The organism is Actinoplanes sp. NPDC021490 (assembly GCF_055562135.1).
Genome location: NZ_JBVHFW010000001.1, coordinates 45,976 through 71,914, shown reverse-complemented (window position 1 = coordinate 71,914; position 25,939 = coordinate 45,976). Strand labels below are relative to the sequence as shown.

The 25,939-nt window shown below is 70.8% G+C and carries 29 protein-coding genes and 1 riboswitch; of the genes, 9 read left to right on the top strand and 20 right to left on the bottom strand.

Annotation, left to right across the window (positions count from 1 at the left end):
• Positions 1–33: 33 nt before the first annotated feature.
• From ACZ3I4_RS00340 to ACZ3I4_RS00320, 5 genes are all read right to left on the bottom strand, one after another.
• Positions 34–1,119, bottom strand: a complete 1,086-nt coding sequence (locus ACZ3I4_RS00340; RefSeq protein ID WP_465379663.1) for a FecCD family ABC transporter permease — start codon at positions 1,117–1,119, stop codon at positions 34–36.
• Positions 1,116–2,051 carry an ABC transporter substrate-binding protein gene (locus ACZ3I4_RS00335; protein ID WP_465379662.1) on the bottom strand — a complete coding sequence of 312 codons (936 nt, stop codon included), beginning with the start codon at positions 2,049–2,051 and terminating at the stop codon, positions 1,116–1,118. The genes ACZ3I4_RS00340 and ACZ3I4_RS00335 overlap by 4 nt, the downstream gene beginning before the upstream one ends.
• Before the next feature lie 133 nt (positions 2,052–2,184).
• Positions 2,185–2,245: riboswitch (cobalamin riboswitch) on the bottom strand.
• Positions 2,246–2,286: 41 nt separating this feature from the next.
• Positions 2,287–2,598, bottom strand: coding sequence for a DUF4229 domain-containing protein (locus ACZ3I4_RS00330; RefSeq protein WP_465379661.1), 312 nt, complete (start codon positions 2,596–2,598; stop codon positions 2,287–2,289).
• A 12-nt stretch (positions 2,599–2,610) separates the two neighbouring features.
• Complete coding sequence (locus tag ACZ3I4_RS00325; protein WP_465379660.1) at positions 2,611–3,039, bottom strand: hypothetical protein; 429 nt, start codon at positions 3,037–3,039, stop codon at positions 2,611–2,613.
• 25 nt (positions 3,040–3,064) lie between these two features.
• Positions 3,065–3,775, bottom strand: a complete 711-nt coding sequence (locus tag ACZ3I4_RS00320; RefSeq protein WP_465379659.1) for a hypothetical protein — start codon at positions 3,773–3,775, stop codon at positions 3,065–3,067.
• Between the two features lie 219 nt (positions 3,776–3,994).
• Here ACZ3I4_RS00320 and ACZ3I4_RS00315 point away from each other — a divergent pair, with 219 nt between their 5' ends.
• The gene (locus tag ACZ3I4_RS00315; RefSeq protein ID WP_465379658.1) at positions 3,995–5,707 is read left to right on the top strand and encodes a C40 family peptidase; all 1,713 of its coding nucleotides are present in this window, start codon (positions 3,995–3,997) and stop codon (positions 5,705–5,707) included.
• 282 nt (positions 5,708–5,989) lie between these two features.
• Here the strand turns inward: ACZ3I4_RS00315 and ACZ3I4_RS00310 are convergent, their stop codons facing one another.
• Together ACZ3I4_RS00310 and ACZ3I4_RS00305 are read right to left on the bottom strand one after the other, a co-directional pair.
• Complete coding sequence (locus ACZ3I4_RS00310; RefSeq protein WP_465379657.1) at positions 5,990–6,655, bottom strand: hypothetical protein; 666 nt, start codon at positions 6,653–6,655, stop codon at positions 5,990–5,992.
• 15 nt (positions 6,656–6,670) lie between these two features.
• Positions 6,671–6,988, bottom strand: coding sequence for a hypothetical protein (locus tag ACZ3I4_RS00305; RefSeq protein WP_465379656.1), 318 nt, complete (start codon positions 6,986–6,988; stop codon positions 6,671–6,673).
• A 934-nt stretch (positions 6,989–7,922) separates the two neighbouring features.
• Between ACZ3I4_RS00305 and ACZ3I4_RS00300 the strand changes: the two genes are divergently transcribed.
• From ACZ3I4_RS00300 to ACZ3I4_RS00290, 3 genes are all read left to right on the top strand, one after another.
• Positions 7,923–8,312: a hypothetical protein gene (locus tag ACZ3I4_RS00300; protein ID WP_465379655.1), complete on the top strand. Its 390-nt coding sequence runs from the start codon at positions 7,923–7,925 to the stop codon at positions 8,310–8,312.
• 563 nt (positions 8,313–8,875) lie between these two features.
• Positions 8,876–10,660 (top strand): DEAD/DEAH box helicase, encoded by a 1,785-nt coding sequence (locus ACZ3I4_RS00295; RefSeq protein ID WP_465380428.1) that lies wholly within the window; start codon positions 8,876–8,878, stop codon positions 10,658–10,660.
• A 90-nt stretch (positions 10,661–10,750) separates the two neighbouring features.
• The gene (locus tag ACZ3I4_RS00290) at positions 10,751–11,401 is read left to right on the top strand and encodes a putative glycolipid-binding domain-containing protein (RefSeq protein ID WP_465379654.1); all 651 of its coding nucleotides are present in this window, start codon (positions 10,751–10,753) and stop codon (positions 11,399–11,401) included.
• Between the two features lie 95 nt (positions 11,402–11,496).
• Here ACZ3I4_RS00290 and ACZ3I4_RS00285 read toward each other — a convergent pair whose 3' ends face one another.
• The gene (locus ACZ3I4_RS00285; protein ID WP_133873606.1) at positions 11,497–11,946 is read right to left on the bottom strand and encodes an Lrp/AsnC family transcriptional regulator; all 450 of its coding nucleotides are present in this window, start codon (positions 11,944–11,946) and stop codon (positions 11,497–11,499) included.
• Between the two features lie 212 nt (positions 11,947–12,158).
• On the opposite strand from ACZ3I4_RS00285, the gene ACZ3I4_RS00280 reads away from it, so the two are divergent.
• Positions 12,159–12,434, top strand: a complete 276-nt coding sequence (locus ACZ3I4_RS00280; protein WP_030442123.1) for a BldC family transcriptional regulator — start codon at positions 12,159–12,161, stop codon at positions 12,432–12,434.
• Here ACZ3I4_RS00280 and ACZ3I4_RS00275 read toward each other — a convergent pair.
• From ACZ3I4_RS00275 to ACZ3I4_RS00255, 5 genes are all read right to left on the bottom strand, one after another.
• On the bottom strand, positions 12,407–13,045 hold the full coding sequence (locus ACZ3I4_RS00275; RefSeq protein WP_465379653.1) for a UbiX family flavin prenyltransferase: 639 nt from the start codon (positions 13,043–13,045) through the stop codon (positions 12,407–12,409). The two genes, ACZ3I4_RS00280 and ACZ3I4_RS00275, sit on opposite strands and share 28 nt — an antisense overlap.
• A gap of 16 nt (positions 13,046–13,061) precedes the next feature.
• Complete coding sequence (locus ACZ3I4_RS00270) at positions 13,062–14,210, bottom strand: hypothetical protein (protein WP_465379652.1); 1,149 nt, start codon at positions 14,208–14,210, stop codon at positions 13,062–13,064.
• On the bottom strand, positions 14,197–14,721 hold the full coding sequence (locus ACZ3I4_RS00265) for a SigE family RNA polymerase sigma factor (RefSeq protein WP_465379651.1): 525 nt from the start codon (positions 14,719–14,721) through the stop codon (positions 14,197–14,199). The genes ACZ3I4_RS00270 and ACZ3I4_RS00265 overlap by 14 nt, the downstream gene beginning before the upstream one ends.
• A gap of 61 nt (positions 14,722–14,782) precedes the next feature.
• Entirely contained in the window at positions 14,783–15,679 is an 897-nt protein-coding gene (gene mqnP / locus ACZ3I4_RS00260; protein WP_465379650.1) for a menaquinone biosynthesis prenyltransferase MqnP, read from the bottom strand.
• Positions 15,676–17,136 (bottom strand): menaquinone biosynthesis decarboxylase, encoded by a 1,461-nt coding sequence (locus ACZ3I4_RS00255; RefSeq protein ID WP_465379649.1) that lies wholly within the window; start codon positions 17,134–17,136, stop codon positions 15,676–15,678. Before ACZ3I4_RS00255 ends, mqnP begins: the two co-directional genes overlap by 4 nt.
• A 115-nt stretch (positions 17,137–17,251) precedes the next feature.
• Between ACZ3I4_RS00255 and ACZ3I4_RS00250 the strand changes: the two genes are divergently transcribed.
• On the top strand, positions 17,252–18,157 hold the full coding sequence (locus ACZ3I4_RS00250; protein WP_465379648.1) for a hypothetical protein: 906 nt from the start codon (positions 17,252–17,254) through the stop codon (positions 18,155–18,157).
• Position 18,158: 1 nt separating this feature from the next.
• Here the strand turns inward: ACZ3I4_RS00250 and ccsB are convergent, their stop codons facing one another.
• Genes ccsB through hemL form a run of 6 tightly spaced genes read right to left on the bottom strand, consistent with a single transcriptional unit; the run spans position 18,159 to position 24,123 of the window.
• Entirely contained in the window at positions 18,159–19,139 is a 981-nt protein-coding gene (ccsB, locus tag ACZ3I4_RS00245) for a c-type cytochrome biogenesis protein CcsB (RefSeq protein ID WP_465379647.1), read from the bottom strand.
• A complete protein-coding gene (locus tag ACZ3I4_RS00240; RefSeq protein WP_465379646.1) occupies positions 19,139–20,761 on the bottom strand; it encodes a cytochrome c biogenesis protein ResB in 1,623 nt (540 codons plus the stop codon). The genes ccsB and ACZ3I4_RS00240 overlap by 1 nt, the downstream gene beginning before the upstream one ends.
• Positions 20,758–21,564, bottom strand: coding sequence for a cytochrome c biogenesis CcdA family protein (locus ACZ3I4_RS00235; protein WP_465379645.1), 807 nt, complete (start codon positions 21,562–21,564; stop codon positions 20,758–20,760). Before ACZ3I4_RS00235 ends, ACZ3I4_RS00240 begins: the two co-directional genes overlap by 4 nt.
• The gene (locus ACZ3I4_RS00230; RefSeq protein ID WP_465379644.1) at positions 21,564–22,124 is read right to left on the bottom strand and encodes a TlpA disulfide reductase family protein; all 561 of its coding nucleotides are present in this window, start codon (positions 22,122–22,124) and stop codon (positions 21,564–21,566) included. Before ACZ3I4_RS00230 ends, ACZ3I4_RS00235 begins: the two co-directional genes overlap by 1 nt.
• The gene (locus ACZ3I4_RS00225; protein ID WP_465379643.1) at positions 22,121–22,777 is read right to left on the bottom strand and encodes a histidine phosphatase family protein; all 657 of its coding nucleotides are present in this window, start codon (positions 22,775–22,777) and stop codon (positions 22,121–22,123) included. Before ACZ3I4_RS00225 ends, ACZ3I4_RS00230 begins: the two co-directional genes overlap by 4 nt.
• On the bottom strand, positions 22,774–24,123 hold the full coding sequence (gene hemL / locus ACZ3I4_RS00220; RefSeq protein WP_465379642.1) for a glutamate-1-semialdehyde 2,1-aminomutase: 1,350 nt from the start codon (positions 24,121–24,123) through the stop codon (positions 22,774–22,776). The genes ACZ3I4_RS00225 and hemL overlap by 4 nt, the downstream gene beginning before the upstream one ends.
• Before the next feature lie 146 nt (positions 24,124–24,269).
• On the opposite strand from hemL, the gene ACZ3I4_RS00215 reads away from it, so the two are divergent.
• The 3 genes from ACZ3I4_RS00215 to ACZ3I4_RS00205 all read left to right on the top strand — a co-directional run bounded on the left by ACZ3I4_RS00215 (position 24,270) and on the right by ACZ3I4_RS00205 (position 25,378).
• Positions 24,270–24,596 (top strand): STAS domain-containing protein, encoded by a 327-nt coding sequence (locus ACZ3I4_RS00215; protein ID WP_465379641.1) that lies wholly within the window; start codon positions 24,270–24,272, stop codon positions 24,594–24,596.
• Positions 24,597–24,665: 69 nt separating this feature from the next.
• A complete protein-coding gene (locus ACZ3I4_RS00210) occupies positions 24,666–25,058 on the top strand; it encodes a MerR family transcriptional regulator (RefSeq protein ID WP_465379640.1) in 393 nt (130 codons plus the stop codon).
• On the top strand, positions 25,031–25,378 hold the full coding sequence (locus tag ACZ3I4_RS00205; protein ID WP_465379639.1) for a thioredoxin family protein: 348 nt from the start codon (positions 25,031–25,033) through the stop codon (positions 25,376–25,378). Before ACZ3I4_RS00210 ends, ACZ3I4_RS00205 begins: the two co-directional genes overlap by 28 nt.
• Here the strand turns inward: ACZ3I4_RS00205 and ACZ3I4_RS00200 are convergent.
• Positions 25,375–25,923, bottom strand: coding sequence for a response regulator (locus ACZ3I4_RS00200; protein WP_465379638.1), 549 nt, complete (start codon positions 25,921–25,923; stop codon positions 25,375–25,377). The two genes, ACZ3I4_RS00205 and ACZ3I4_RS00200, sit on opposite strands and share 4 nt — an antisense overlap.
• Positions 25,924–25,939: the final 16 nt, after the last annotated feature.

Sequence of the window (25,939 nt, the reverse complement as noted above, 5' to 3'; positions counted from 1 at the left end):
CCGCCCGGCTGCGGCGCAGCACCACCACGTCGCTCACGTCGCCCCCGCCCGGCTGCGGCGCAGCACCACAATGAAGAACGGCGCGCCGAAGAACGCCGTCACCACGCCGATCGGGATCTCGGCCTGGCCACCGGCCGTACGGGCGAGAAGGTCGGCCAGGGCCAGGAACGCGCCCCCGAAGAGCACCGAGAGCGGCAGGATCGAGCGGTAGCTGGGCCCGGCCAGCAGGCGCATCGTGTGCGGGACGATGATGCCGACGAAGCCGATCAGGCCGGAGACCGAGACCGCGGCCGCGGTGCCCAGGGAGGCGGCCACGATCAGCAGGTATCGGCTGCGCTGCGGGTGCAGCCCCAGACCTCTCGCCTCCTCGTCACCGACGGTCAGCACGTCGAGTTCGCGGCGCTGGGCGAGCACGATCACGGCGGTCACCACGGCGTACGGGAGGACGATGAGGACGTCGTGCCAGCCCGCGGTGGCCAGCCGGCCGAGCAGCCAGGAATAGACCTCGCGCAGCGTCTCGACGTGCTGCTGCATGAGATAGGTCTGGCCCGCGGCGAGGAAGCTCGAGACCGCGACCCCGGCCAGGATCAGCGTGGCGGGCGAACGGTCGCGTCCCCCGGCCGCGCCGAGCAGCCAGGTCAGCGCGACCGCGATCAGGGCGCCCGCGAACGCCGCCGCCGGCACCCCGACCGGCAGGTTGGCCGTGGCGTCGCCGGTAGCCCCGGCCCGCAGCGAGATCACCGCCGTGACGCCCAGGCCCGCGCCCGCCGCCACCCCGAGCAGGTGCGGATCGGCCAGCGGGTTGCGGAAGACGCCCTGATAGGCCGCGCCGGCCAGGGCGAGCAATCCGCCGACGAGCAGGCCGAGCACGACCCGCGGCAGCCGCAGCTCGGTGAGGATGGCCACCTCACGCTCGGTCAGGCCGCTGTGCAGGTGGACGCCGGGGATCAGGTTGAGCAGTTCGATCGCCACGCCGCCCGGCGGCAGCGGCACCGACCCGAGGGCCAGCCCGGCGATCAGCGCAACGAGCACGGCGACGACGCCACCGGCCAGCCAGCCGGCCCGGAGGCCGGCCGGCTTGAGCACCACGCCCCGGTCGGCCCGGAGCGCTGATGTCATGCGGGGACCTTGGCCACCGCGTCCGCGATTGCTCGCACCAGGTCGACCGTGCGCGGGCCCCAGCGGGAGGCGATGTCGTCGTCGAGCGGGTAGATCTGCTTGGTCTTGACCGCGGTGATGGTGTTCCAGCCCTTGCGCGCGGCCACTGACTGCGGCGACTGCTGACAGCACTTGCTGTCGGCCAGGAAAATCGTGTCCGGGTCGGACTTGACCAGCGCCTCCTGGGAGAGCTGCGGATATCCGCTCTTGGCGCCGTCCGGGTCGGCCGCGTCGGCCACGTTCTCCATGCCGAACATCGAGAAGATCGAGCCGACGAAGGTCTTCGACGTGACCGAGTAGAAGGTCGGGTCCAGCTCGTAGTAGTAGCTGAGCGGCGTGCTCCGCTTCGGCACGTCCTTGACGATCTTGTCGATGTCGGCCTTCATCTTCGCGGTGAGCGCGTCCGCCTCGGCCTTGTGCCCGGTCAGCGTGCCGAGTTGACCGATTTCCGCGTACGTGCCGTCGAGGTCGGTCGACGCCTCAACCAGAAACGTCGGGATCTTGAGCGCGTCCAGCTGCAGGATGATCTTGTCCTGGTCGTTGGACAGCACGACCAGGTCGGGGTCCTTGGCCGCGATCGCCTCAGCGTTCGGCTTGAGGCCCGACAGATCGGTCTTCGGTGCGTCGGCCGGATAGTTCGACTGGTCGTCGGCCGCGGTCACCTGCGGGCCGGCCCCGATCGCGAAGAGCATCTCGGTGACGGTCGCGCTCAGTGAAACGATCTTCTGCGGCTGCTGGTCGAGGGTGAGATTGCCGACGGTGACCGGGTACGCCGCGGCACCCGCGCTGGACGGCGTCGTGCCCGACGGCTCGTTCGAGTCGTCGTTGCCGCCGCACGCACCGGCGAGAAGCAGGGTGGTGGCCGCCAGGGCAGCCGTGAGCATGCGTTTCATGAGGTCCTCCGGTCGGCCGGGTGCTGTTGCCGACGGGTGTCGGCCGGGTGCTTCGCCGACGAGGCCTCGGGGGCGGTCCGTCCGCGAGGCGCCCCTCCCCGGGAGCGCTGGTTCGCGACCGGCGTCCAGGCGACCTGGCTCGACCCCATAAGAAGGGCCACACAGTTGCGGGACAGCGCCGGACTCGCACCGGCTTCGCTGAACGCGGTCCCTCCGACGCTAACCCACCAAGGGGTCAGGCGCGGTCGGCGGGCTTGCCTTCGACCTTCGCCCCGGCCGCCCGGTCGCCCTCGGCGGCCGCGTCCTCGTCGCCGGCCAGGGCAGCACGGAGCCGGTCCTTCTCGGCCTTGCGACGGGCGGCCACGCCGACCAGCTGCTCGTTCATCTGGTTGCGCCACTTGGCGAGCAGGAAATACGACGCGACGGCCGACACCACGATCGCGATCATGCCGGCGACCAGGAAATTGAGCGGGAAGAACGAGAGCGCGCCCAGGACGACCACGAACAGGCCGACCCGGCCGAGCGTGTACTTGATGGCGGGACTCATCTCTCCCTCTCCTCAGCCCATGCGATGGCTGAGCCACCGCAGGCCGTAGAACCAGACCAGGCAGTAGACGACGGTGAAGGCCGCGGCGCCGGCCAGCCCGCTGACCAGCGTCGGGAACTGGCCGGCGGCGAACCCGGCGATCGTCAGGCCGGCGACCACGCCGAAGCCGGCGGCCAGCAGCGCGACCACCACGCGGGACGCGCCGAAACCCTCGGCCCGGAACTCCTCGACGAACAGCCAGACCGGCAGGATGATGGCCAGCCAGCCGCTGGTGTCGCCGAACGTGGAGATGTGGGTCAGCGACAGGATCGCCTCGAGGATCAGCAGCAGAACCGCGCCCACGACCAGCCCGGCCATGGCGGTGCCGACGAGGTCACCGATGGTGGCCAGGCGTCCACTGGGGTCGCGGCGCGGACGGCGCTCGCTCTTCGTGTCCGTCATGACATGTGCAGCGTACGCGCTCGGCTCAGGCCCAGACCTGCTGCGGCTCGCTGCGCCGCTCGGCCAGCGACGGGGCACTGTCGTACTCGCGGACGACCTCGAACCGGGCGTCCCGCTCGACCGGCCGGAAACCCGCGTCCCAGATCAGCTCGACCAGGTCGTCGGCGGCGATCCCGTCCTCCGCGAGGGAACCGGCCAGGTCGTCGGCGCCGAAGTTGAGCGTCAGCTGCGCGACCGACAGGCCGTACCCGTTCCAGAGGCACTGCAGGTGGGGCACGTTGTCGAACAGCAGCCGGGCCACGGCGAACGTCTTGAGCGACGCGGCCGGCGCGGCCATCGTCGTCCGGTCCTGCGAGTCGCCGGACTGGTGACGCACCGGGACGAGAACCGCGAAGCCGCCGGTCTCGTCCTGCAGGTCGCGAAGCCGCAGCAGGTGATCGACGCTGTCCCGGTGCTCCTCGTCGTGGCCGAAGGGCAGGGTGGCCGCCGTCTTCAGACCCTTTTCATGGGCCGCCCGGTGGGCCGGCAGGTCGGTGGCGGCCTCCTCGGCCACGTCCAGGCTGCCGTCGACTGTGAACGTCACACGGTCGCCGTTGAGCTCGGTGCGCCGGCGATGGGCCAGCCGGCCGAGCCACGCCAGGTCGTCACTCGCGAAGAGCGCCTCGCCGTCCTCGCGGCTCAGTCGCTCACCCGCGTAGACCTTGGCCTCGAGCTCGCGCTTGCGTCCGGCATCCATGAGTCGCACCCCTTCTCCGCTGCCTCGGCGTCGAGCCTACGTTCCCGCCTTTGACGATCTTGACTGGGTCGCTCGGGACAGCGGTGCAGGTCACGCGGTTGTTCGCCAGATTCCCAGGCTTCTTTCATCTTCGATCAATCGACAGGCGTGTTCAGGGTGATGTATGCCTTTAGGGGGAACGGCGTGCGATGGGTGACATCGCGGCGGGACGGGGAGCAGATGGCGACAGCACGAGTTGGGGTCCGGCGATCACGCAGAGCGCACGCGTGGTGGCGCCCTGTCGCGTTTTCTGCCGTCGCCGCCACCATCGCTGCCCTGTTCCAGCCCCTCCCCGCTCTGGCCGATCCGGCGGCCGCCCCGCAGGACACGTTCAACCTCGCCGTGCCCGACGTCGGCTCCCGGCCGATGGCGCTCGGCACCCTGGCCCTGCCGGGTCAGAAGGCCGCCACTCCCACCCCGACCACCTCGCTGGCCGGCGCCGCCACCAGCCCCGCGCTGCAGCAGATCGAGAAGGGCCGCAACGCCATCGCGACCCTGGGCGACCAGCTGATCCAGGTCGGGCAGGATCGCGATCTCGCCCGTGACCAGCGCACGGCGGCCAATCAGAAGGTCCAGCAGGCGTCCGAGGTGCTGCGGCAGGCGCAGACCGCCGCGGCCGACGCGGCAGCCGAGGCCCTCATCGACGCGGCCGCCGCCCCGCCCGGAGGCATCGGCGGGCTCTCCGGCCTCGACGACCTGGCCCGGCTGCAGCGCGGCGACGACACCCGCCAGGCCGTCGCCCGGCAGATCGAGCTGGCCCAGGTGACCACTCAGCTCGCCCTCGACGAGCAGGCGCTGAGCACCGAGCGGTTCACCGAGCTCGAAAAGAAGTACAACAAGCTCAACGCCACGCTGACCCAGAAGCAGGCCGCCCAGCAGCGCCTCGAGCTCGCGCACTCCGACGAGCTGGCCGCGGCCGAGGCCAGCCAGGCCGGGGTCGACAGCGCGCTCGGCGCGGGCTTCCTGGCCGGCGCCGAAGCAGGTCGTGGCGCCGACACCCGGGCCATCCAGGCGCTGCAGTTCGCGCTCGCCCAGCGCGGCGACCCGTACGTCTGGTCCGAGGAAGGCCCGGACGAGTACGACTGCTCCGGTCTGATGTACGCGGCGTACCGCTCGGTCGGCTTCCAACTGACCCGCGTGTCCCGCGACCAGTACTGGCAGACCCGCAACAAGGTCGTGTCGCGCTACTCGCTGCTCCCCGGCGACCTGCTGTTCTTCAGCCATTCGAACAGCTGGCGGGGCATTCACCACGTCGCCATGTACGCCGGCAACGGCATGATGGTCGAGGCCCCGCGCTCGGGTCTCAACGTGCGCCTGGTCCCGGTCCGCTGGTCGCGTCTGTTCCAGGCCACCCGCATCTTCGGCTCGATCGAGGGCATCGTCCCCGGTCCCGAGCTGGGTGCGCCCGACCCGGAGCCGACGGGCAACCCGGCCACCAGGCCGACGACGCCGCTTCCGACCCTCCCGACGCTGCCGCCCAAGAGCCCGTCGACGCCGCCGAAGAGCCCGTCGACCCCGCCCAAGACACCGTCGTTGCCGCCGAAGACCCCGTCGACCCCGCCCACGACTCCGACGACGCCGCCGACCACCCCGACGACCCCACCGGCAACCACCCCGCCGGCGACGACGCCCACCACCAACCCGCCGGCTACGACGAACCCGCCCGCGACCACGGCCCCGACGACCAACCCGCCGTCCAACGGCGGCGGTTCGAGCTCGGGCGGCGAGACCAGCCCGGCGGGCGGCGGCTCGAACTCCAGTGGCTCGTCCCCGGGCAATTCCTCGTCGGGTGGCTCGTCCTCGGCCAACACGCCCAGCGGCACGGCGAGCTCGTCCAAGGCCACGGAGTCGGCGAGCAGCCGGTCGGCCTCGGCGTCCGCTTCCGGGTCCTGACGCCGCCTCGCGGCACGATCGTCCGGTTCGGCCTCGCCGCGCCGGTCGGCGATCAGCCGCGCGGTGTTGAAATTTGGTCTTTCCGGTGGTCAGGGTCCGACCGGCGGCATAGTCCGGTTGATGCCGGGTGTGCTGACGCGCACGGATATGGCACGGTTATGGGCAGCGCCCGACGACCGAATCCGTCGGCACGCGGCGGTCGGGAGGATCCATGGACGAGCGGCAGGCGGCACGGGACGGCGACGGCATGAAGCCGCCCGCTGCGCGGACGCCGCCGGGCGATCAGGACGAATACGCGCCCCCACCGCCGCCCGCGCCGGGCGCTTTGTGGGCCGCTTCCTCCTCCGGCGAGACCCCCGCCCCGCCCGCTGCGAGCGGCTCGGTCAAGGCGTCGGCGCCCGTCTCGAGCGCGCCCGCCCAAGACGCCGCTCCTTCGAGCGGCTCGGCCAAAGCATCGGCCCCGGACGCCGACGCTCCGAGCGGCTTCGCCAAGGGATCGGCCCCGGTCTCGGCCGCCCCTTCGAGCGGCTCGGTCAGGGCTTCCGCCCCGGTCTCGGCCGCCCCCGCTGCGGTCCCTTCGGCCGGCTCCGTGAAGGCTTCCGCCCCGGTCTCGGCCGTTCCTTCGACCGGCTCCGTGAAGGCTTCCGCACCCGTCTCGGCCGTTCCCGCTGCCGCTTCCGTCCCTTCCAGCGGCTCCGCGAAGGCTCCCGCGCCGGCCTCGGACGCGTCGGTTTCCGGAGGTCCGATCTCGGAGGTGGCCGCCTCGGACGAGAAGGCCAAGGGATCGGCGTGTCCGGTCAGCCCCGCCTCCGACCTCGTGCCCGAACAGGTCGACGGGGGAAGCCGCCGCCTGCCCACCACGCTCGGTTCAGGCGCGGCCCGGGCCAGCGTGCCCGGATCGATCAGCCCCGAGTCGGCGGGCGCGGCCCGTGCGGCCGGCTGGGCCACCGGCGAATCCAAGATCTACGGCAGCAAGCCCTCCGAAGACGCCGGCGCCAAGGTGGTCAAGCCCACTGTGGTCGCTTCCGCTCCGGTCTCGGCAGCACCATCAGCACCGGTAGTTGCATCGGCCCCTCCGGCCACCGCGACACCGTCGGCCGCCTCCGATTCGGCTGCAGCGGCCGCGGCGTCTTCTTCGGTCGCCACCTCGAAGTCGGCGGACGGGCAGGGGTCTGCGATCTCGCGGCCGCCCTCGGCTGAGCCGGGACAGGAAAGCCGCTCTTTCGTTGCGCGCGCCAAGGTTGCGCCGCCGTCGACCGGGTCCGAGCCGTCGCGAGCCACGGAACCCACGCCCGGGCCGGGCGACCCGACACCATCCGAGCCCCAGCCCGGCCAGCCCCAACCCGGCCAGCCCCAACCCGGGGAGCCGGAGCCTGCGAAGCCGCAGCCCGGTGACCCGCAGCCGGCCGACCCTGAGCCCGATCAGCCCGAGCCGGGGAAGCCGGAGCCGCAGAGGCCGCAGCCCGGCGAGCCCGAGCGTCCGGGTCCCGGTGAGCCCGGTCGTCCCGGTGAGCCCGGTCGTCCCGGTGAGCCCGGTCGCCCCGGTCCGGTGCCCGCGCCGCCGTCGCGGCCGCAGCCGGCCGAACCCGAGCCGGCCGGCCCCCCGCCCGGGCGTCCGGATCCGATCCGGCCTCCGGATCCGTTCCCGGCCCCGCCGTCGCCCGGCCCGTTCCCGGCGCCGAGTCCCGGACCGTTCCCGAGCCCGTCTCCCCGCCCCGCCCCGACGCCGCCCGGCCCGGCGCCCGACCCGACCCCGGGTCGGCCGCCCGCGCCCAGCCCTGTGCCGCCCGGCCCGGTTCCGCCGGGTCCCGGCCCTTCGCCCGTGCCGCCGGGCCCGGGTCCGTCGCCCGTGCCGCCCGGTCCGGGACCGTCGCCGACGCCGCCGGGTCCGTCGCCCAGTCCGGTGCCGGGGCCGCCCGGTCCCAGTCCCGTGCCGGGACCGCCGCAGCCGATCGTGCCGCCTCCGCCGATGATCCAGTCGGGTGGGAGTGGCCTGCCGACGTACACTGTGCCGTCGGCCACCGGGGGCCGTTCGCCGGCCGCCACCACCCCGTTCGGGGTCGTCGGGGCGGAGGCGAAGACCGCGCCTTTCGGTGCGACTTCTCCTCAGCCGTTCGGCGCGCCCGCCGGCCGGACGGGCCAGGCCACCCAGCCCGGCCCGGCCACTGCACCGAGCCAGACCAAGCCCAGCCGAGACGTGAGGCCGAGCCACGACATGAGACCGAGCCAGGATTCGCACGGCCCGGCCGCACAGGCCACTCAGGTCGGTGCCGTTCCCGCCTATCCCCCGGGTTTCGACCCCGAGCCGACGATTGCCGTGCCGCAGCAGCGGATGCAACCGGGCACGCTCTACGGGACCGGCGGATACGAGACGATCGACGCGACGATGCCCGTTTCGACCAACCCTGTGGAGACTTCCGGGTCGCTTACCGGACACATCCTGGCCCAGGGCTGGCGTGACGAGAGCATCGACCGCCGGCGCAGCAACCTCAAGGTCGCGGTGGCCATGCTGGTGGTGCTGGGGCTGCTCGTGACGGTGAGCATCGTCTTCCTGCTGACCGCCGGGAGCTCGTTCAGCGACTGGCTCGGCGGGGTGTTCTCGTAGTTCTCGGCGCACTGTGACGCGTACGGGAAAATTTGGTTTGTAGCGTTGCGTGACCCTAAGCTGGTCGGGTTTGCGTGTCCGGGTGCTGGTGCCGTGTGTCACTTGTGCGGTGAGCCTGCCCACTACCGGCGCGGAATGCGGTCGGCGTGCAAAACGTTGAGCCGTACACTTATGACAGTTGTTGACGCGGCGTGCCCTTGCGGTGCACGCCACGGGCGTTCTTGCGGGCATTACAGCGTTCGGCTCAGAGCAGCCGCGGCGGGCCATTCGCGAGCATGCGCCCCCGTAGAGAGGTTCTCTTGACCACTTTCGCTGATCCCAGCACGTTCCCGTCCGTCTTCGAAAACCGTTCCACCGATGAGCAGACCTCCGAGGCCACGGCCGTCGACGAGACCGCCGTCACCGAAGAGACCCCGGCCGTCGAGGCCGTGGCTGTCGAAACTCCGGCCACCGAGGCTGTCGAGGCCCAGACTGTGATTGCCGAAGCTGTGACACCCGAAGCTGTAACCCCCGAAGCTGTGACACCCGAAGCTGTGACACCTGAAGCTGTGACCCCCGAGACCCTGACGGCCGAGACTGTCGCCGTCGAGGCTGCCGCTGAGGTCCCGGCCGAGGCCGAGGAGCCCGCCGAGGCTCCCGTCGTTCTGCCGACCTTCGCCGAGCTGGGCGTGCCGGCCGAGCTGGTGCGCGTCCTGTCCCGCGAGGGCATCACCACGCCGTTCGAGATCCAGGCCGCGACCATGCCCGACGCGCTGTCCGGCCGGGACGTTCTCGGCCGCGGCCAGACCGGCTCGGGCAAGACCCTGGCGTTCGGCCTGCCGCTGCTGGCCCGGGTGGCCAAGAGCGGCCGCGCCCGTCCGCACCACCCCAAGGCCCTGATCCTGGTGCCGACGCGCGAGCTGGCGATGCAGGTCGCCGACGCGCTGACGCCGCTGGGCCGCTCGGTCGGCGTCTTCCTCAAGACCGCCGTCGGCGGCGTGCCGTACGACCGTCAGATGGACGCGCTCCGCCGCGGCGTCGAGGTCATGGTGGCCACCCCGGGTCGTCTCGGCGACCTGATCGAGCGTGGCGCCTGCAAGCTCGACGACATCGAGATCACCGTTCTCGACGAGGCCGACCAGATGGCCGACATGGGCTTCCTGCCCGAGGTCACCGAGCTGCTGGCCAAGACGCCCGAGCACGCGCAGCGACTGCTGTTCTCGGCGACGCTCGACGGCGACGTCGACGCGCTGGTCAAGCGGTTCATGCACAACCCGGTCACGCACTCGACCGCCCCGGCCGAGGCCAGCGTGTCCACCATGGACCACCACCTGCTGCTGATCCCGCCGCATGACAAGTTCCCGATCGCCGCGTCGATCGCGAACCGGACCGGCAAGACGATCGTCTTCGCCCGTACGCAGATGGGCGTCGACCGGCTGGTCGAGCAGCTGCGGCAGGTCGGCGTCCGGGCCGGTGGGCTGCACGGCGGCAAGACCCAGCGGGTCCGCACGCGCACGCTCGCCGAGTTCAAGGAGGGCCGCAGCAACGTCCTCGTGGCGACGGACGTGGCGGCCCGCGGCATCCACGTCGACGGCATCTCGCTGGTCATGCACGTGGACCCGCCCAAGGACCCGAAGGACTACCTGCACCGGGCCGGTCGCACCGCCCGGGCCGGCGAGTCCGGCGCGGTTGTCACCCTGGTGCTGCCCAAGCAGCGCCGGAGCACGCAGGCCATGATGTCGAAGGCCGGTGTCGCGCCCACCGAGACGCGGGTGCGCAACGGCGACGAGAACCTGGCCGAGATCACCGGCGCCCGCGAGCCGAGCGGCGTGCCCGTGGTCGAGGAGCCGGAGCCCCGCCGCGAGCGTGGCGACCGGCCGCGGGGTCGCTTCGGTGACCGTCCGCGTGGCTCGTACGGTGACCGCCCCCGTGGTGACCGTCCGCAGCGTTCGTACGGCGACCGTCCGCAGCGTTCGTTTGATGACCGGCCCGCCGGTGACCGTCCGCAGCGCTCCTACGGTGACCGTCCGACCGGCGACCGTCCCGAGCGCGGCGGCTACGGCGACCGCGCCCGCAGCGACCGTCCGCAGCGTTCGTACGGTGACCGTCCCGACCGGGGCGGCTACGGCGACCGGGCCGGCTCCGGCGACCGGGCGGCCTCGGGCGACCGTGGCGGCTACAGCGACCGCGCCGCCTCGGGTGACCGCGGTGGCTACGCCGGCGGCGACCGTCCGCAGGGTGAGCGTGGTGGCTTCGGCCGCAACGGCGAGCGGGCCGGTGGTTTCCGGCGCGACACCAACCAGCGGAACGACCGCCGTGAGGGCCCCTCGGACCGCTTCGGCACGGCCCGCCCGGCGCGCACCTACTGACGCCGGCTGAACGAACGGACGCCCGGTTCCTCTCGCGAGGAGCCGGGCGTTCGGCTTTTCGGGGGCCGGTCGCGCGGGTAGACAAGGGGAATGCTGCCCTCCTCCTTGTTCTGGCAACGCGAGGACACCGCGGGGTCCGAGCACGTGCTGGCCGACACCGCTGACGGTCTCTACGCCCGCGGCACGGCGCTCGCGGTCGACCCGATCCCCTACACCTGCCGCTACGAGCTGCGCACCGATCCGGGCGGGGTCACCGGCTTCTTCGACGTGGCCGTCGAGGGTGCGGGCTGGAACCGCAGCGTGCGTCTCGAGCTGGCCGCCGGCCGCTGGCGGGCCACGACGGCCGAGCGCGGCGACCTCGACTCGGTGTTGTCGGCGGCCGGTCACGCCGGAGCGGGCCTGCCCGGCACCGAGGATCCCGACCTGCTGTACGGCGCGTTCGACGTCGACCTGGGCGGCTCCCCGCTCACCAACACACTGCCCATCCGCCGTCTCAAGCTGCACCGGCCGGCCGCGCCGGGCATCGGCGTCGCCCATCGGATCAGCGTGGCCTGGGTGCTGCTGCCGAGCCTGGAAGTGGTGCAGGCGGACCAGATCTACACGGCCCTGGGCGAGGGTCGCGTCCGATTCGCGAACGAGACGTTCAGCGCCGACCTGTCGATCGACGAGGACGGCTTCGTGATGGACTATCCGGGCCTGGCCAGGCGAGCTGGTGATCCACACCCCAAGCGGGCCGATTGAGCGGCGCAGATGGCCTCTGACGGGGCCTTACCGGGCCTTGCCTTCGAGGGACAGCCTGCCCGATCGTCGATCTCCGCGGGCCGGAACCCGGAAGATCAGCCGATGCCGGGCTGAGGGCGGTTCTCCCACTTCGTGGAGAGGGCGATGGCCGTACGGGTGGAGGCCACGCCGGGCGTGCGGTTGATGCGCACGATGAGCTGCTCGAGCTCGGCGATCGTGCCGACCCGGACGGTCAGCTGGTAGGACTCCACACCGGCCATGAAATAGCAGCTTTCGACCTCGGGCATGGCCCGGACGGCGGCCAGCACGTCGTCGGTGTCGGCGCCCGAGTCCTCGATGATGCCGATCAGCGCGGTCACACCCAGTCCCAGCGCCTCGTGGTCGACCTCGGCCCGGTAGCCGCGAATGGTTCCGGCCGCCTCGAGCTTGCCCACCCGCTCGTGCACGGCCGGCGCCGACAGGCCGACCTTGCGTGCGAGTTCCGCGTACGAAGAGCGGGCATTGTCCCGTAGCAGGTCGATCAACCGAAGGTCGATGGAGTCCATGGTGATGACCCTAAACGGGTGGCAGATCGCCACTCACGCCCGGTAGCGGCGAATGGGCGGCAGGATAACGATCACTGTCGCAATTAGGGCTTTTTCCGCATTCCAGGGACTCGGTTCCGGGGCAATGCTCTAATGGCTTTACGTCCCGATCGAGCACGCCGACACTCACCGTGATCACGGCCGCTCCAACTGACCGACGCGAGGAGGGGGCTGTGGACACTGGAGATCGTCTGCTCACACCAGGCGAGGTGGCCGCGCTGTTCCGCGTCGACCCGAAGACAGTCACGCGATGGGCCGCCGCCGGACGTATCGGCAGCATTCGCACGCCGGGTGGCCACCGTCGATTCCGCGAATCCGAGGTCCGCGCGTTGCTGGAAGGCGACGGAGTGGTCGAGGAAATGCGCGAGGACGACGCGGCCAACCGCCCACGCAACGCGGGTCCGACGAACCCGGGCATGGGTTACGGCCCGCCCAACGGGTTGCGCTGAGCATTCAATTCGCCTTTCCACCGGGTCAGGAGCGTGTGCTCCACACCCATGGCGTCCAACGTCTTACCCGCTATGAAGTCGATGAGCTGCTGCGCCGTGGCCTCTGCCCCGGAGCCGTAGAACCCGGGGCTGGCGGGTAACACGACCGCCCCGGCGTCGTGCAGGGCAATCAGGTGCTCCAGGTGACTGCGAGTAACCGGCGTTTCCCGCGGCACGATGACTGTGCGTCGACGCTCCTTGAGGTTCACCTCGGCCGCGCGCTGCAGGAGATCCTTGGACAGACCGATGGCGATGCCCGCGCACGCCGCCGTGCTGGCCGGCACCACGACCATGCCCTTCGCCGGGTACGAGCCACTGCTCGGCCCGGCGGCCAGGTCACCTGCCGGCCAGTACGTCAGGTCGCCGAGATCGCGGCCCAGCCACGCGCCGACGTCGTCCTTCCAGTGCGCATCCCGTACGGTCGCACCGGTCTCGTCGAGGAGCGTGAGCCGGGCCGCCTTGGAGATCACCAGGTCGACGGCCTCGCCCGCTTCCAGCAGGGCCGACAGCACCGCCTTGGCATAGGGAGTGCCCGAAGCTCCCGAGACACCGACGACCCACGGTTCACGCATGCCTCAAGTGTGCAACCTAGTCGCGCGGCACCTGGGCCGAAGTGGGGAACGACTCGGTGGAATCGGCCCATCCGGGCCGGCCGTCGCGCAACTGCCCGGTGATCCGGGTGGCCGCGGCGACGCGCCGGATGTCGTCCAGCGGACGGGAATCGTCGCCCCGGACGGTCAGGAACGTCTCGTCGAACTGCACCACGCAATGCGCGGAGTCGTCGATCATCAGGACTCCCTGGCCGCCGGATTCCTGGCACTTGGGTGCCGGGCTCAGGTCGGTGCTTCCCCCGAAGCGGAGGGTCAGCTCCAGGACGCCCGGGGGCACCGGGGCCGGGCGCAGGAAGTCCGACTTCGGTGCGGAGTAGTACATCGACGAGAGCAGCCGGTCGGTGCGGCTGCCACGCCGGGTGACCTCGTAACCGGAGCTCTGCGCGGCCGGAACGAACAGCGCCGCGGTGTCGCCGTCCTCGCCGTTCTCGACCGCGACCAGACGCAGGCCGGGTGGCACCCAGGTGGTGGTGTACATCTGCCGGACCGGCCGCGGCGCGCTGACGGTGAACTGGCCGGCCACCCGCCGCATCTCGTCGCGGCTCAGACGGTGGTTGTAGGAGGTGACCATCCCCGTCGCTTTGTCGGCGTACTGCCAGATCAGCAAGCTGTCAGGAACCTCGGGGCCGTCCGCAGCGGCCCGGCTGGGCGCCACGAAGAAGGCGGGGCGTCCGCCGATGGGTTCGGTGGCGGTCACGGTGGCGCCGGCCCAGTGCCGTGAGGCGTCGAACCCGGCCCGGAAGACGGTGAGGTCACCGACCCGTTGCGGCATCCGATTGCGGGGCGTCGCCCGGACGATGTAGGTGTTCTGGTTGTTGACTCCCACCCATTCCGGGTCGCCGACCGTGAGTGTCAGCTTTTGCCCCTGACCCTTGACCGTGTAGCTCTCGAACAGGTAGTTCAGCGGACGCGTGGACGGCGCCGGGGCGACCGGCAGCGGATCGGCGTCGTGCCGGAGGAGTTGCGGCATCCCGACGGCGACGGCTACCGCCACCACGGCCGCGACGGCCCAGCCGGCATTCCGGCGCCGCTTCCGGCGCCGGCCCGCCACGACGAAGTCGTCAACGGTGTACCGGGCGGCCGGAGCCTCCGACTGGGCGGCCTCCAGCAGTTCAGACAGCTTCATGACGGGCCTCCGTCCGCTCGTTCAGGCTCAGGTCGACGCCGAGAATTTGGCGCAGCGTCTCGAGACCACGAGACGTGTACGCCTTCACGGTTCCCTCGGGGCAGCGCAGCGCGGCCGCGGTCTGCGGGACGCTCAGCCCCTCCAGGAACCGCAGCACCAGTACGGCCCGGTGCTTCACGGGCACCTGCAGCAGCGCCTGACGCAGGTGCACGCGGTCGTCGGCGTGCGGGAACACGTCGGGCGCCGGGACGTCGGGCATCGCGTCGCTGTGCGACTGTTCGCGCCGCCACCACGGCCGCCGCGTCTCGTCGATCGCCGCGCGGACCACGGCCGTACGGGCATAGGCGCCGTGGTTCTCGACCCGCCCCCACTTGACGTAAAGCCGGGCCAGGGCGGACAGAACCGCGTCCTCGGCCACCTGCCAGTCCCCGCACGTGAGGTACGCGAGCCCGCGCAGCGACTCCATCTGCGCCCCGACGAACTCGCGGAACTCGGCCTCGTTGTCGCTCACGCGGGTTGGACGGAGACCATGGCTCGAACGGTTACACCAGGGAGGAAGAGCCGGGGCGCCGTTACAGAAGGAGCAGATCGAGGAGGGCGAAGAGGAACAGGGCGATGCCGACGAAGCCGTTGGCGGTGAAGAACGCGCGGTTGACCTTCGACAGGTCGGACGGCGTGACCACGATGTGCTGGTAGACGAACGCCACGGCGGTCAGGGCCAGGCCGATCCACCACAGCCAGCCCAGGCCGACCAGCTGGCCGAACCACACGAAGAGCGCGAACGTCACCACGTGGGTGACGGTGGAGATGTGCAGGGCCGTGCGGACGCCGAAACGGGCCGGGGTCGAGTGCACGCCGATCTTGCGGTCGACCTCGACGTCCTGGCAGGCGTAGATGATGTCGAAGCCGCCGATCCAAAGGCCGACCGCGACGCCGAGCAGCCAGGCCGGGCCCGAGCCGTCGAACGTGCCGGTCATGGCCAGCCAGGCGCCGACCGGGGCCACAGCCTGGGCCAGCGCGAGCACGTAGTGCGGGAAGTTGGTGAACCGCTTGGCGTACGGATAGACGACCAGCGGGATCACGGCGAGCGGCGACAGCAGCAGGCAGAGCGGGTTGAGCAGGCCCGCCGCCACGAACAGCACGACCAGGGAGATCGCGGCGCCGGTCCAGGCCGTGCGCAGCGAGACCGCGCCGGTGACGAGCTCGCGGTTGCGCGTACGGGGATTGAGGGCGTCGATCTTGCGGTCGAGGATGCGGTTGGCCGCCATCGCGAAGGTGCGCCCGGAGACCATGGCCACGGTCACGAGCAGCAGGTCGAGCCAGTGGACGCCGGTGCCGAGGCGGTCGAGCGCGACGAACGCCGACAGGTAGGCGAAGGGCAGCGCGAACACCGAGTGCTCGATCGCGACCAGGCGCAGGAACGCCTTGACCTTGCCGGGTTTCTCGGGAACCTCCGCGACCGCCGTCATATGCCGTACTCCTTCCAGCGCTTGTCGACCAGGCTGATCACCTCGGGCGACATCGCCATCTCCTCGGGCCAGCCTCGTGAGTAGCCCTCCGACGGCAGCTTACGGGTGGCGTCGATGCCCGCCTTGCCGCCCCAGAACTGCTGGTAGGACGCGTGGTCGAGGTGGTCGACCGGGCCCTCGGTGAGCAGCAGGTCGCGGCTGTAGTCGACGTTGCCGAACGCGCGGAAGGCGACCTCGTTGTAGTCGTGGACGTTGCAGTCCTCGTCGACGATGACGATCAGCTTGGTGAACGACATCGAGTGGGCGCCCCAGATCGCGTTCATGATCTTTTGGGCGTGCTTGGGGTAGCGCTTGCGGATCGAGACGATCGCGCAGTTGTGGAAGACGCCGGCCGACGGCAGGTCGTAGTCGACGATGTCGGGGATCAGCATCTTGAGCAGCGGCCGGAAGATGCGCTCGGTGGCCTTGCCGAGGCCGTGGTCCTCCTGCGGCGGCTTGGACGTGATGATCGAGTGGTAGATCGGCTTCTTCCGCATGGTCATGCACTCGATGTGCAGCACCGGGAACGGCTCGACCGGCGTGTAGAAGCCGGTGTGGTCGCCGAACGGGCCCTCGGGCAGCCGCTCGCCGGGCTCGAGATAGCCCTCGAGGATGATCTGGGCCTCGGCCGGCACCTGCAGCGGGACGGTCACGCAGTCGACCATCTCGACCCGCTCGCCGCGCAGGAAGCCCGCGAACAGGTATTCGTCGATGTCGGAGGGAAGCGGGGCGCTCGCGGAATAGCTGACCACCGGGTCGCAGCCGATCGCGATGGCCACAGGCAGACGCTGGCCCAGCCGCTCGGCCACCGCGTGGTGGGCCGTCGAGTCCTTGTGGATCTGCCAGTGCATGCCCAGCGTGTTCTTGGAGTGCTGCTGCAGGCGGTAGAGACCCAGGTTGCGCTTGCCGGTTTCGGGGTGCTTGGTGTGCGTGAGCCCGAAGTTGTGGAAGATGCCGCCGTCGCCCGGCCAGATCTGCAGGCCGGGCAGCAACCCGAGATCGACCTCGTCGCCCTTGAGCACCACCTCTTGGCAGGGCGCCGTCTTGACCTTGCGCGGCGGCAACGACTTGAGCTGGAGCACCTTGCCGATGCCCTCGCGGATGCCGGACCAGCCGACCGGAAGCTCCGGCTTGATCATCCCTCCGATGCGGTCGCCCACCTCGTCAAGATTTTCGACCCCCAGGGCCATCGCCATCCGTTTCTCGGTGCCGAAGAGATTGATGGCCAGCGGCATCGAGCCGCGGGTGGGCCGCTCGAACAGCAGAGCCGGGCCGCCCTCGCGCACCGTGCGGGTCACCACCTCGCTGACCTCCAGCGTCGGGTCGACCGGGACGGTCACCCGGCGCAGCTCACCGGCCGCCTCGAGGGCGTCGAGGAAGCTCTGCAGATCTTCATAGGGAAACCCACGAGGCGCCATGACTCCCAGTCTCGCGCACCGGTCCGGCAGTTCCGCGTCCGGGCGATCACCGTCACTCATGATGTCCGATTCGCGTTGAGTGGTCGATTGTTACCAAGGCTCGGGCGAGGTGCAGGTGAAGATCCGGAACGCGGCGCTCTGGTGTGTGATGGCCGGCCTGGCCGCGGTCCCGGCGGCCGCGACTCCTGCCATATCCGCCGGTCCGCAGCTCAACGAGACGGTGTCCAGGGCACGCTCGCTGCCCGCCTGCCCGCCCGCCGGCAAGTCCACCGGGCCACCGAACCGACCAGCCGGTCCGGCCAGTGCCGGGGCCTGCCGTGCCAGAGGTCACATCCTCGAGTCGGGCGTGCGGATCCCCCGTCGCGGCGAGGCCGGGTTCACGCCGAGCGGCTATCACCACCTGGGCGCCAATACCGGTGGCGAGTGGGCCGGCGTCTCCGGCCGGATGACGGTCGTCGACACCACGATCCGGCCCCGCACGTACGACTTCGTCGCGGGCCGCTTCATGGTCAAGCGCGACATGGGCCGGGGCAACATCGCGTGGCTCGAAGCGGGCTGGGCCGAGACCGGCTGGGCCGACCCGGGCCGCCAGAAGGTCTACACGTTCAACACCAACACCAAGACCTGGCAGTTCTACGACCAGTACACGCTGCGGCCGGGCGAGAAGGTGTGGCTGGACCTGCACGCCGACTCCGACGGCGTGTGGAGCGCGTGGCTGTGGTGGGGCAACCGGTGGAACCTGCTCACCGCCCAGCGGCTCCCGCTGGGCCCCACCGCCACGATCGAGCAGTACGTCGAGGTGCACGTCGACGCCGGACGGCAGGGGCGGATCGACGTGCCGCCGGTGACGGTCGACAACGTGCGGCTCAAGCCCGGCGGCGGCGGGGAGACCCGGCTCTGGCGCGACGACGTGCCCACGCTGACCGGCTCGGACCCGGCCCGCCGCGAGCTCAGCGGCGGCTTCTGCCTCGACTGGCTGACGCGTTACGACACCTGGACGGCCGGGGACTGCGGCCGGTAGGTCAGCCCGCGTTCGCGTACGAGTGCAGGCCCTCGAAGAACAGGTTGACGCCGAACAGGTTCATCAGCATGGTCACGAAGCCGAGCAGCGCGATCCAGGTCGCCACCGTGCGCTTGACGCTGGGCGTGGCCCGGGCGTGCAGGTAGCCGGCGTAGACGATCCAGGAGATGAACGCCCAGACCTCCTTGGGGTCCCAGCCCCAGTAGCGGCCCCAGGACGCCTCGGCCCAGATCGGGCCCGCGATCAGCGCGCCAAAGGTGAACAGCGGGAAGGCGAACGCGTGCAGCCGGAACGTCAGCCGCTCGAGCGCCACCGCCGCGGGCACGTGCTTGCCCAGCGTGTAGGGGAAGCTGCGCTTGCCCTCGTCGTAGCCGTTGCGGATGAGGTACATCGCGGCCGGCACCGCGCCGATCAGGAAGATGCCCGAGCCGATGATGATCGTCGACACGTGGATGATGAACCAGTACGAGTGCAGGGCCGGCACCAGCGGACCGACCGGCGTGTAGGCGATCATGCTGGCCGCGCCGAGCATGACGACCAGCGCCAGTGAGGCGAACAGGCCGAGGTGACGCACGGCCGGGCGGGCCAGCACGATGCCGATCCACACCGCCGAGGCGATGAACGTGGTGGCCAGGATGTACTCGTACATGTTGCCCCACGGCATCCGGTCGGCCGCGACACCGCGGGTGACCAGACCGCCGAGGTGCAGCAGCACGGCGACGACGTTGAGCCCGACGGCGATCTTGCCGATCAGCTCGCCGCGGTCGCGCCGGACGGGCTTGGCCGGCTCGTCGACGACCGGCGGAGCGACGGCGTCGTCGTCGGCCGGGGCGCCCGCACCCACCAGCTGTTTGGCCGGGCGAACGGCGGCGCGGCCGATGCGGCTGCGCTTGCCGAACGCGTACTCCCCCGCGTAGGCGACCATGGCGGCCAGGTAGAGCAGGACGGCCGCCGCCATCAGCTGATTCGACAACTCCGCCATCAGGTTGTTCCTTCCTCGGCGGCCTTCACCAGAGACTTGAACTCGTCTTCGAAACCGGGATAGTCGGTGCGCGGCAGGCCACCGGCCGTCAATAACGTACCGCCGGACGCTCCCGGCGAACCTGTCAGGTCGGCATTCTCGTGGACTTTGAACCACACCCGCCGCCGGTGACCGCCCAGCGAGAGCATCAGGCCGAGCAGCCCGGCCACCGCGCCCGCCAGCGCCAGGGTCTGCGTGGGGTCGTGCCGGATGGACAGCGTGGCGAACGGGCGGGTGCCGACGAACTGGAGCTTGGTGCCGTCGTCGAGCGTCCACGTGTCGCCCAGCTTGAGCGCGTACGGCCGGGCGTCGCTGACCTTCTTGAGATCACCGCTGTGGATCTGATCCTGGTCGAGCGAATACACCGAGCCCGGCGTGCCGACGTCGAGGCCCAGGTCGCCCCGGTACGCGCTGAGGTAGAGCATCGGGTTCCGCTCGGCCGGGAACGCCGAGGTCGCGCTGCCATCGGTGGGCGCCGTGGGCAGGTAGAGGCCCTCGAAGCCCATCTGCAGCGACGGGTCCCGTTTGTCGGTCTTGGGGTCGATGTTGACGTCGGGGAACTGCGCGACGCCCTCGCTGGTCTGCATGGCGTCCATCGGCAGGAACGGCACGACCTTGGTCTGCGAGACGCCGTAGCGGTCGGTGTATTTCAGGACCGGCGCGTAGCCGTGGCCGAGCAGATAGATGTTGGCGCCGTCGAGCCGCAGCGGGTCGTTGACCGTGAACTTGCGGGTCTCGTACGGGCTGTTGTCCTGGCTGACCTGCACGGTGGCCGAGAAGGTCTTGGGCTGGCCGGTGCTCTGGAACGTCGCGTCGAAGTCGCTCAGCCGCAGGCAGAAGTTGGGCAGGTCGGACGGCTGGACGCGGGGCCCGAGCGTGGAGTCGTCGTACTGGGTGAGCGTGTTGCAGAAGCCCAGCTCGTTGCCGCCGATCAGGATCCGGTTGGCGTGCCAGCCGTACCAGTGGCCGAACCCGACACCGATCAGCACGGCCAGCAGGGCGGTGTGGAACAGCAGGTTGCCGCTCTCTTTGAGGTAGCCCTTCTCGGCCGAGACCGTCCAGCTGCCGTCCTCGCTCTCCCGCAGCCGGGTGCGGAACCGGCGGCGGCGCAGGACCGCGGCGACGCTCCGGGCGACCTCGGCCGGCGCGCCGGGCCGCGACCACTGGGCGGCGTGCTGGGGCAGCCGGTCGAGCCGCTTGGGCGCGTCCGGCGGGGCCTGGCGCAGCGCGCGCACGTGGTCGGCCATCCGGGGAAGGACGCAGCCGATCAGCGAGGTGAAGAGCAGCAGATAGATCGAGGCGAACCAGGGCGAGGCGTAGACCGAGAAGCCGCCGAGCCGTTCCAGCCAGGGGGCCAGATCGGGGTGCGCCTGGTAATACTGCGAGACGCGCTCGGCGTTGACCGCACGCTGCGGGAAGACCGAGCCCGGGATGGCCGCGACGGCCAGCAGGAAGAGCAGCACCAGGGCCGTACGCATGCTGGTCAGTTGCCGCCACGAGTTGCGCAGCAGCGCCCAGAGCCGGTTGGGGCGGCGGGGCGGCGGCGCCGACGCGGGCGCCTGACGTTCCTCGATGACGGTCACAGCACCGTGCCTCCGCCGAAGTCGAAGGTGATCTTGAGCCACACCATGAAGTGGTCCCATCCGCCGGTGACCAGGGCCAGCCCGACCAGGATGAGCAGCACCCCGCCGACCCGCGTGACCCACCGGCTGTTGCGGCGGACCGCGCGGAACACCCCGAGCAGCTTGCGGAAGAACAGGCCGAAGAGCACGAACGGAACACCCAGACCCAGGCTGTACGCCACCGCGAGGATCACCGCGCGGTCGGTCTGCCCGGTCGTGGAGGCGAGCAGCATCACCGCGCCCAGGGTCGGTCCGACGCACGGGATCCACGAGAACGCGAAGATCGCCCCGAAGACCGGCGCGCCCAGCAGGCCCGCGGCCGGGAGCCGGGTGATGCGGGCCTCGCGCTGCAGGCCGGGGATCCAGCCCAGGTACGCAACGCCCAGCACGATGATCAGGGCGCCGAGGACGATGTTGAGCACGTCCTGGTGGCGTACGAGGAAGGTCAGGTTGGCCACGGCCGTCGTGAGCAGGGTGAAGACGACGGTGAAGCCGAGCACGAAGAGGCTGGTGCCGGCCAGCACGCGCCCCCGCCCGGCCACGCGCGGCCGGGTGAGGGTCTGAACCGTCCCCGCCGACGAAGCCTCGGGCCGGTCCCCGGCGTCCAGATCGGAACCGGCCAGCCCGGTCACGTAGGACAGGTAGCCCGGCAGCAGTGGCAGGACGCACGGGGACAGGATGCTGACCAGGCCGGCCAGCGCGGCCACGCCGATCGCCAGCAGCAGCGGGCCGGTGCCGGCGATCCCGGCGAAGCTCTCGCCCATCAGCCGTTCCCCTCCGCGGCCACCCTTTCCACCAGCGGCCGAAGCTGCGTGATCGTGGTGGCCTGGCGCAGCGCGACGGCGATCCGGCCCTGACGGTCGATGATCAGCGTGGACGGCATCGCGGTGCTGGTCCCGTCGAACTGAAGACCGACCTTGCCCTCGAAGTCGTAGATGCTCGGATAGGTCACCCGGCCCCGCTCGAACTCGCGGGCGGCGTCCTTGTCGTCACGGGAGTTGACCCCGATGAACGTGACGCCCTTGTCCTTGGTGGCCTGGAACGTGTCCTCCAGGTCGTCGGCCTCGGCCCGGCAGGGCGCGCACCACGACCCCCAGAAGTTGACCACCACGACCTTGCCCTTGTCCTGGCTCAGGTCGTACGTGCCGCCGTCGAGCAGTTCGCCGCTGACCGGCTTGACCGGCGTGCGCTGATCGGGCGCGCACTCGACCACCCCGCTCACGGCCTGGCACTTGTCGGCCCACGTCTCCTCCCCGCATCCGGCGAGGACACCGGCCGTGACAGCGGCGGTGGCCAGGACGGCGGCGAGGCGGCGCATGGTCAAGCTCCCTTGGCGGTCTTGGCGGTCGCGGAGAGGGCCACGAGGTGGGCGGCGGGCTCGGAGTAATCGATCCCGACGACCTTGGAACCCTCGAAGCGGAACGAGGTGAGGCTGGCCAGGCCGCACTGGCGGCGGCGTGGGTCGTGCCAGAGACGCTTCTTCTCTATATAGCGCCTCAGCGTCCAGATCGGCAGTTGATGCGAGACGCAGACCGCTTCGTGACCCTCGGCGGCGACCCGGGCCGCCTGCACCGCGGCGAACATGCGCTGCGCGATGACCAGATAGGCCTCGCCCCAGGACGGGGTGACCGGGTCGCGCAGCACCCACCAGTGCCGGGGGTTGGTGAGCGCGCCGTCGCCGACCGACACCTTCTTGCCCTCGAAGTAGTTGGCGCTCTCGATCAGGCGGGTATCGGTCGCAATGTCGAGTTCGAACTCCGCGGCGATCGGCACGGCCGTCTCTTGTGCGCGCTCGAGCGGGCTGGCCACGACGTGCGTGATGTCGCGGGGGGCCAGCGCCTCGGCGGCCGCCTTGGCCATCTGCACGCCGAGCTCCGACAGGTGGAAGTCGGGCAACCGGCCGTACAGGATCTTGCCGGGGTTGAAGACCTCGCCGTGCCGAAGCACATGCACAGTGGTCCTGGTCGGTTCGCTCATGATGCCGCCTTCTCCCCCGCTGCCGCCCGAGCCGCGTAAGGCAGCGCGGCGGCGATCACTTCGAGCGCCTCCTCGTCGATCGCGGTCGAGACGAACCACGACTCGAAGGCGCTCGGCGGCAGATAGACGCCGCGGGCCAGCATCGCGTGGAAGAACGCCTTGAACGCGCCCGCGTCCTGCGTCTTGGCCGACTCGTAGTCGACGACCTCGGACTCCGTAAAGAAGATCGAGAACATGTTGCCCGCGAACGAGAGCCGGTGCGCGACGCCCTCGGTGGTCAGCGCGTCGGAGGCGAGCGCGCCCACGGTGGCCGAGAGCTCGTCGAGCCGCTTGTAGGTCGCGTCGTCGGCCAGCCGGAGCGACGCGATCCCGGCCGCGCAGGCCAGCGGGTTTCCCGAGAGGGTGCCGGCCTGATAGACCGGGCCGGCCGGGGCGAGCCGCGACATGATCTCGCGACGGCCGCCGAACGCCGCCGCGGGCAGTCCGCCGCCCATGACCTTGCCAAAGGTGAACAGGTCGGCGTCGACCGGGTCGAGCCCGGCCCAGCCGCCCGCCGAGACCCGGAAGCCGGTCATCACCTCGTCGACGATCAGCAGGGCGCCGGCCGCGTGGGCGATCTCGGCGAGCCGCTGGTTGAAGCCGTCGCGCGGCGGGATGACACCCATGTTGCCGGCCGCGGCCTCGGTGATGATCGCGGCGATCTCGCCGCCCTCTTGCCGGAAGGCTTCCTCGACCGCGGCGACGTCGTTGTAGGGCAGCACGATGGTCTCGCTCGCCGCCGCGCCGGTGACGCCGGGCGAGTCGGGCAGGCCCAGCGTGGCCACCCCGGAGCCGGCCGCGGCGAGCAGCGCGTCGACGTGGCCGTGATAGCAGCCGGCGAACTTCACGATCTTGGAACGACCGGTGTAGCCGCGGGCCAGCCGGATCGCCGTCATGGTCGCCTCGGTGCCCGAGTTGACCAGGCGGACCTCCTCGACCGCAGTACGCCGGACGATCTCCTCGGCCAGGTCGACCTCGCCCGCCGTGGGGGTGCCGAAGCTGGTGCCGAGCGAGGCGGCGGCCTGGATCGCGGCCACGATCTGGGGATGCGCGTGACCGTGGATGAGCGGGCCCCACGAGCAGACCAGGTCAACGTAGCGGCGGCCGTCGGCGTCGGTGAGCCACGGACCCTTGCCGTGCGCCATGAATCGGGGCGTGCCGCCGACCGCTCGGAACGCACGCACGGGTGAATTGACCCCGCCCGGCACGATGGCCCGGGCGCGGTCGAACAGGGCCTGAGAGACCGGGGCGTCCTCCGGATAGGGAAGGCCCTCGGCACGGTATGAGGTGGTCACAGCGGCTCCCATTGTGTCAGCGCGGTCCGGCAAGAATCTCAAGAGGGTTCCTCACATCACCCGAGGATCGCCGAATGCGGCAATCGGTCATGTCGGGATCGCCCCGATACGGTCGGGCCCAACAGGCCGAACATGCGCACAGGCGATAGGCTGACCGGGTGGAACGACCCGAGCTGTCGATCACGGCTGAGCACGCACCCGACGAGGTCATCTTCCACCTCGCCGGGGAAATCGACGTGCTCACGGTCACGAACCTGTCGACGCTGGTCAACGAGGTCCTGACCGATGCGCCGGCCCGCATCGTGCTCGACATGGCCGGTGTCACCTTCTGCGATTCGCAGGGCCTCGGCACCCTCGTCGTGCTGAGCCGCAAGGCCCAGCATGCCCGTTCCGTCCTGTCCCTGGCCAACGTCGGCGACTTCCTGCTGCGAGTGCTCGACATCACCGGATTGCGCAGCGCGCTGATGATCAGCAGCACGGCCTGACGCCCGTTTCGCCCTTGCGTTGACGCCGGTGTCAAGGCCTAGCGTCGGGTGACGACGGAGGGCTGAGGGATGTTGATCGGGGAGTTGGCATCGCGCGCCGGCACCAGCACACGCACGCTGCGCTACTACGAGCAGCACGGCTTGGTGCAGGCCGGTCGGGACGCGAACGGATACCGCCAGTACGACGACGCCGAGCTGCGCGTGGTGCACGAGATCCGGTCGCTGCTGGCGGTGGGCTTCGGCCTCGACGACATCCGGCCCTTCGTCGCGTGCCTGCGAGCCGGTAACGAGTCGGGTCACGTCTGCCCCGACTCGGTGCTCGTGCTGCGCCGCAAGCTGGCCGAAGTGGACGGCTACATCGGGCAGCTCACCGAGATCCGGCAACAGTTGCGCACCCAGTTGGACCACGCTGTCGAACAACGGGAGTCGCCGCTATGCCAAACACAGATCTGCCTGCCCTGACCGACGCCACCCTGGCCGCGACCGTCCGCGACTCGGCCGTCCCGGTCGCCGTCGACGTCTGGGCCGAGTGGTGCCCACCCTGCGGGCCGATGGCGCGCACGCTGGCCGAGCTGCAGCCCGAGTTCGCCGGGCGGTTGCTGATCACGACGCTGAACGCGGACGAGAACCCGGAGACCGCCCGGGGGCACCGGATCCTCTCGCTGCCCACTCTGCTGATCTTCCAGAACGGATCGGTGATCAGGACGCTCGTGGGAGCGCGACCGAAATCGGTGCTCCGGCAGTTGTTGTCGGAGGTCCTCAGCCCGTACGCGAACGTCTAGTTGCCCCAGCGGGCCTTTTCGAGCAGGGCCAGGGCCTCGGCGCCGGCGTCGGCGCCGCCGGAACGCAGCACCCGGGCCGCCTCGTCGACCGTGTCGGTGAGCCGCTGCCACTGGGTCTCGCGCTCGCGGGTCGCCTCGGCCTGGGCCTTGAGCTGCTGCGTCTTGGTCCACAGCTCGACGAAGATCGAGACCTTGGCCCGCAGCACCCAGGGGTCGAACGGCTTGGTCAGGTAGTCCACCGCGCCGACCGCGTAACCCCGCAGCGCGAGCTGGGCGTCGCGGTCGGCGGCGGTGAGGAACAGGATGGGCACGTGCCGGGTGCGCTCGCGCCGCTTGATGTGGCCGGCCGTCTCGAAGCCGTCCATGTTGGGCATCTGGGCGTCGAGCAGGATCACCGCGAAGTCGTCGGTGAGCAGCTGCTTGAGCGCCGCCTCCCCGCTTTCGACCGCCACCGCCGTCACCGGCAGGCCCTGGAGGATGGCCTCCAGGGCGAGCAGGTTGTCCTTGCGGTCGTCGACCAGCAGGGCCTTCGCGCGCTCCGCCACCTTGTTCCTTTCCGTG

Coding starts and splice junctions, on each gene's coding strand:
- ACZ3I4_RS00340 (WP_465379663.1), bottom strand. CDS start 1,119: ATGACATCAGCGCTCCGGGCCGACCGGGGCGTGGTGCTCAAGCCGGCC.
- ACZ3I4_RS00335 (WP_465379662.1), bottom strand. CDS start 2,051: ATGAAACGCATGCTCACGGCTGCCCTGGCGGCCACCACCCTGCTTCTC.
- ACZ3I4_RS00330 (WP_465379661.1), bottom strand. CDS start 2,598: ATGAGTCCCGCCATCAAGTACACGCTCGGCCGGGTCGGCCTGTTCGTG.
- ACZ3I4_RS00325 (WP_465379660.1), bottom strand. CDS start 3,039: ATGACGGACACGAAGAGCGAGCGCCGTCCGCGCCGCGACCCCAGTGGA.
- ACZ3I4_RS00320 (WP_465379659.1), bottom strand. CDS start 3,775: ATGGATGCCGGACGCAAGCGCGAGCTCGAGGCCAAGGTCTACGCGGGT.
- ACZ3I4_RS00315 (WP_465379658.1), top strand. CDS start 3,995: ATGGCGACAGCACGAGTTGGGGTCCGGCGATCACGCAGAGCGCACGCG.
- ACZ3I4_RS00300 (WP_465379655.1), top strand. CDS start 7,923: ATGAGACCGAGCCAGGATTCGCACGGCCCGGCCGCACAGGCCACTCAG.
- ACZ3I4_RS00290 (WP_465379654.1), top strand. CDS start 10,751: ATGCTGCCCTCCTCCTTGTTCTGGCAACGCGAGGACACCGCGGGGTCC.
- ACZ3I4_RS00285 (WP_133873606.1), bottom strand. CDS start 11,946: ATGGACTCCATCGACCTTCGGTTGATCGACCTGCTACGGGACAATGCC.
- ACZ3I4_RS00275 (WP_465379653.1), bottom strand. CDS start 13,045: ATGCGTGAACCGTGGGTCGTCGGTGTCTCGGGAGCTTCGGGCACTCCC.
- ACZ3I4_RS00270 (WP_465379652.1), bottom strand. CDS start 14,210: ATGAAGCTGTCTGAACTGCTGGAGGCCGCCCAGTCGGAGGCTCCGGCC.
- mqnP (WP_465379650.1), bottom strand. CDS start 15,679: ATGACGGCGGTCGCGGAGGTTCCCGAGAAACCCGGCAAGGTCAAGGCG.
- ACZ3I4_RS00255 (WP_465379649.1), bottom strand. CDS start 17,136: ATGGCGCCTCGTGGGTTTCCCTATGAAGATCTGCAGAGCTTCCTCGAC.
- ccsB (WP_465379647.1), bottom strand. CDS start 19,139: ATGGCGGAGTTGTCGAATCAGCTGATGGCGGCGGCCGTCCTGCTCTAC.
- ACZ3I4_RS00235 (WP_465379645.1), bottom strand. CDS start 21,564: ATGGGCGAGAGCTTCGCCGGGATCGCCGGCACCGGCCCGCTGCTGCTG.
- ACZ3I4_RS00225 (WP_465379643.1), bottom strand. CDS start 22,777: ATGAGCGAACCGACCAGGACCACTGTGCATGTGCTTCGGCACGGCGAG.
- hemL (WP_465379642.1), bottom strand. CDS start 24,123: ATGGGAGCCGCTGTGACCACCTCATACCGTGCCGAGGGCCTTCCCTAT.
- ACZ3I4_RS00210 (WP_465379640.1), top strand. CDS start 24,666: ATGTTGATCGGGGAGTTGGCATCGCGCGCCGGCACCAGCACACGCACG.
- ACZ3I4_RS00205 (WP_465379639.1), top strand. CDS start 25,031: ATGCCAAACACAGATCTGCCTGCCCTGACCGACGCCACCCTGGCCGCG.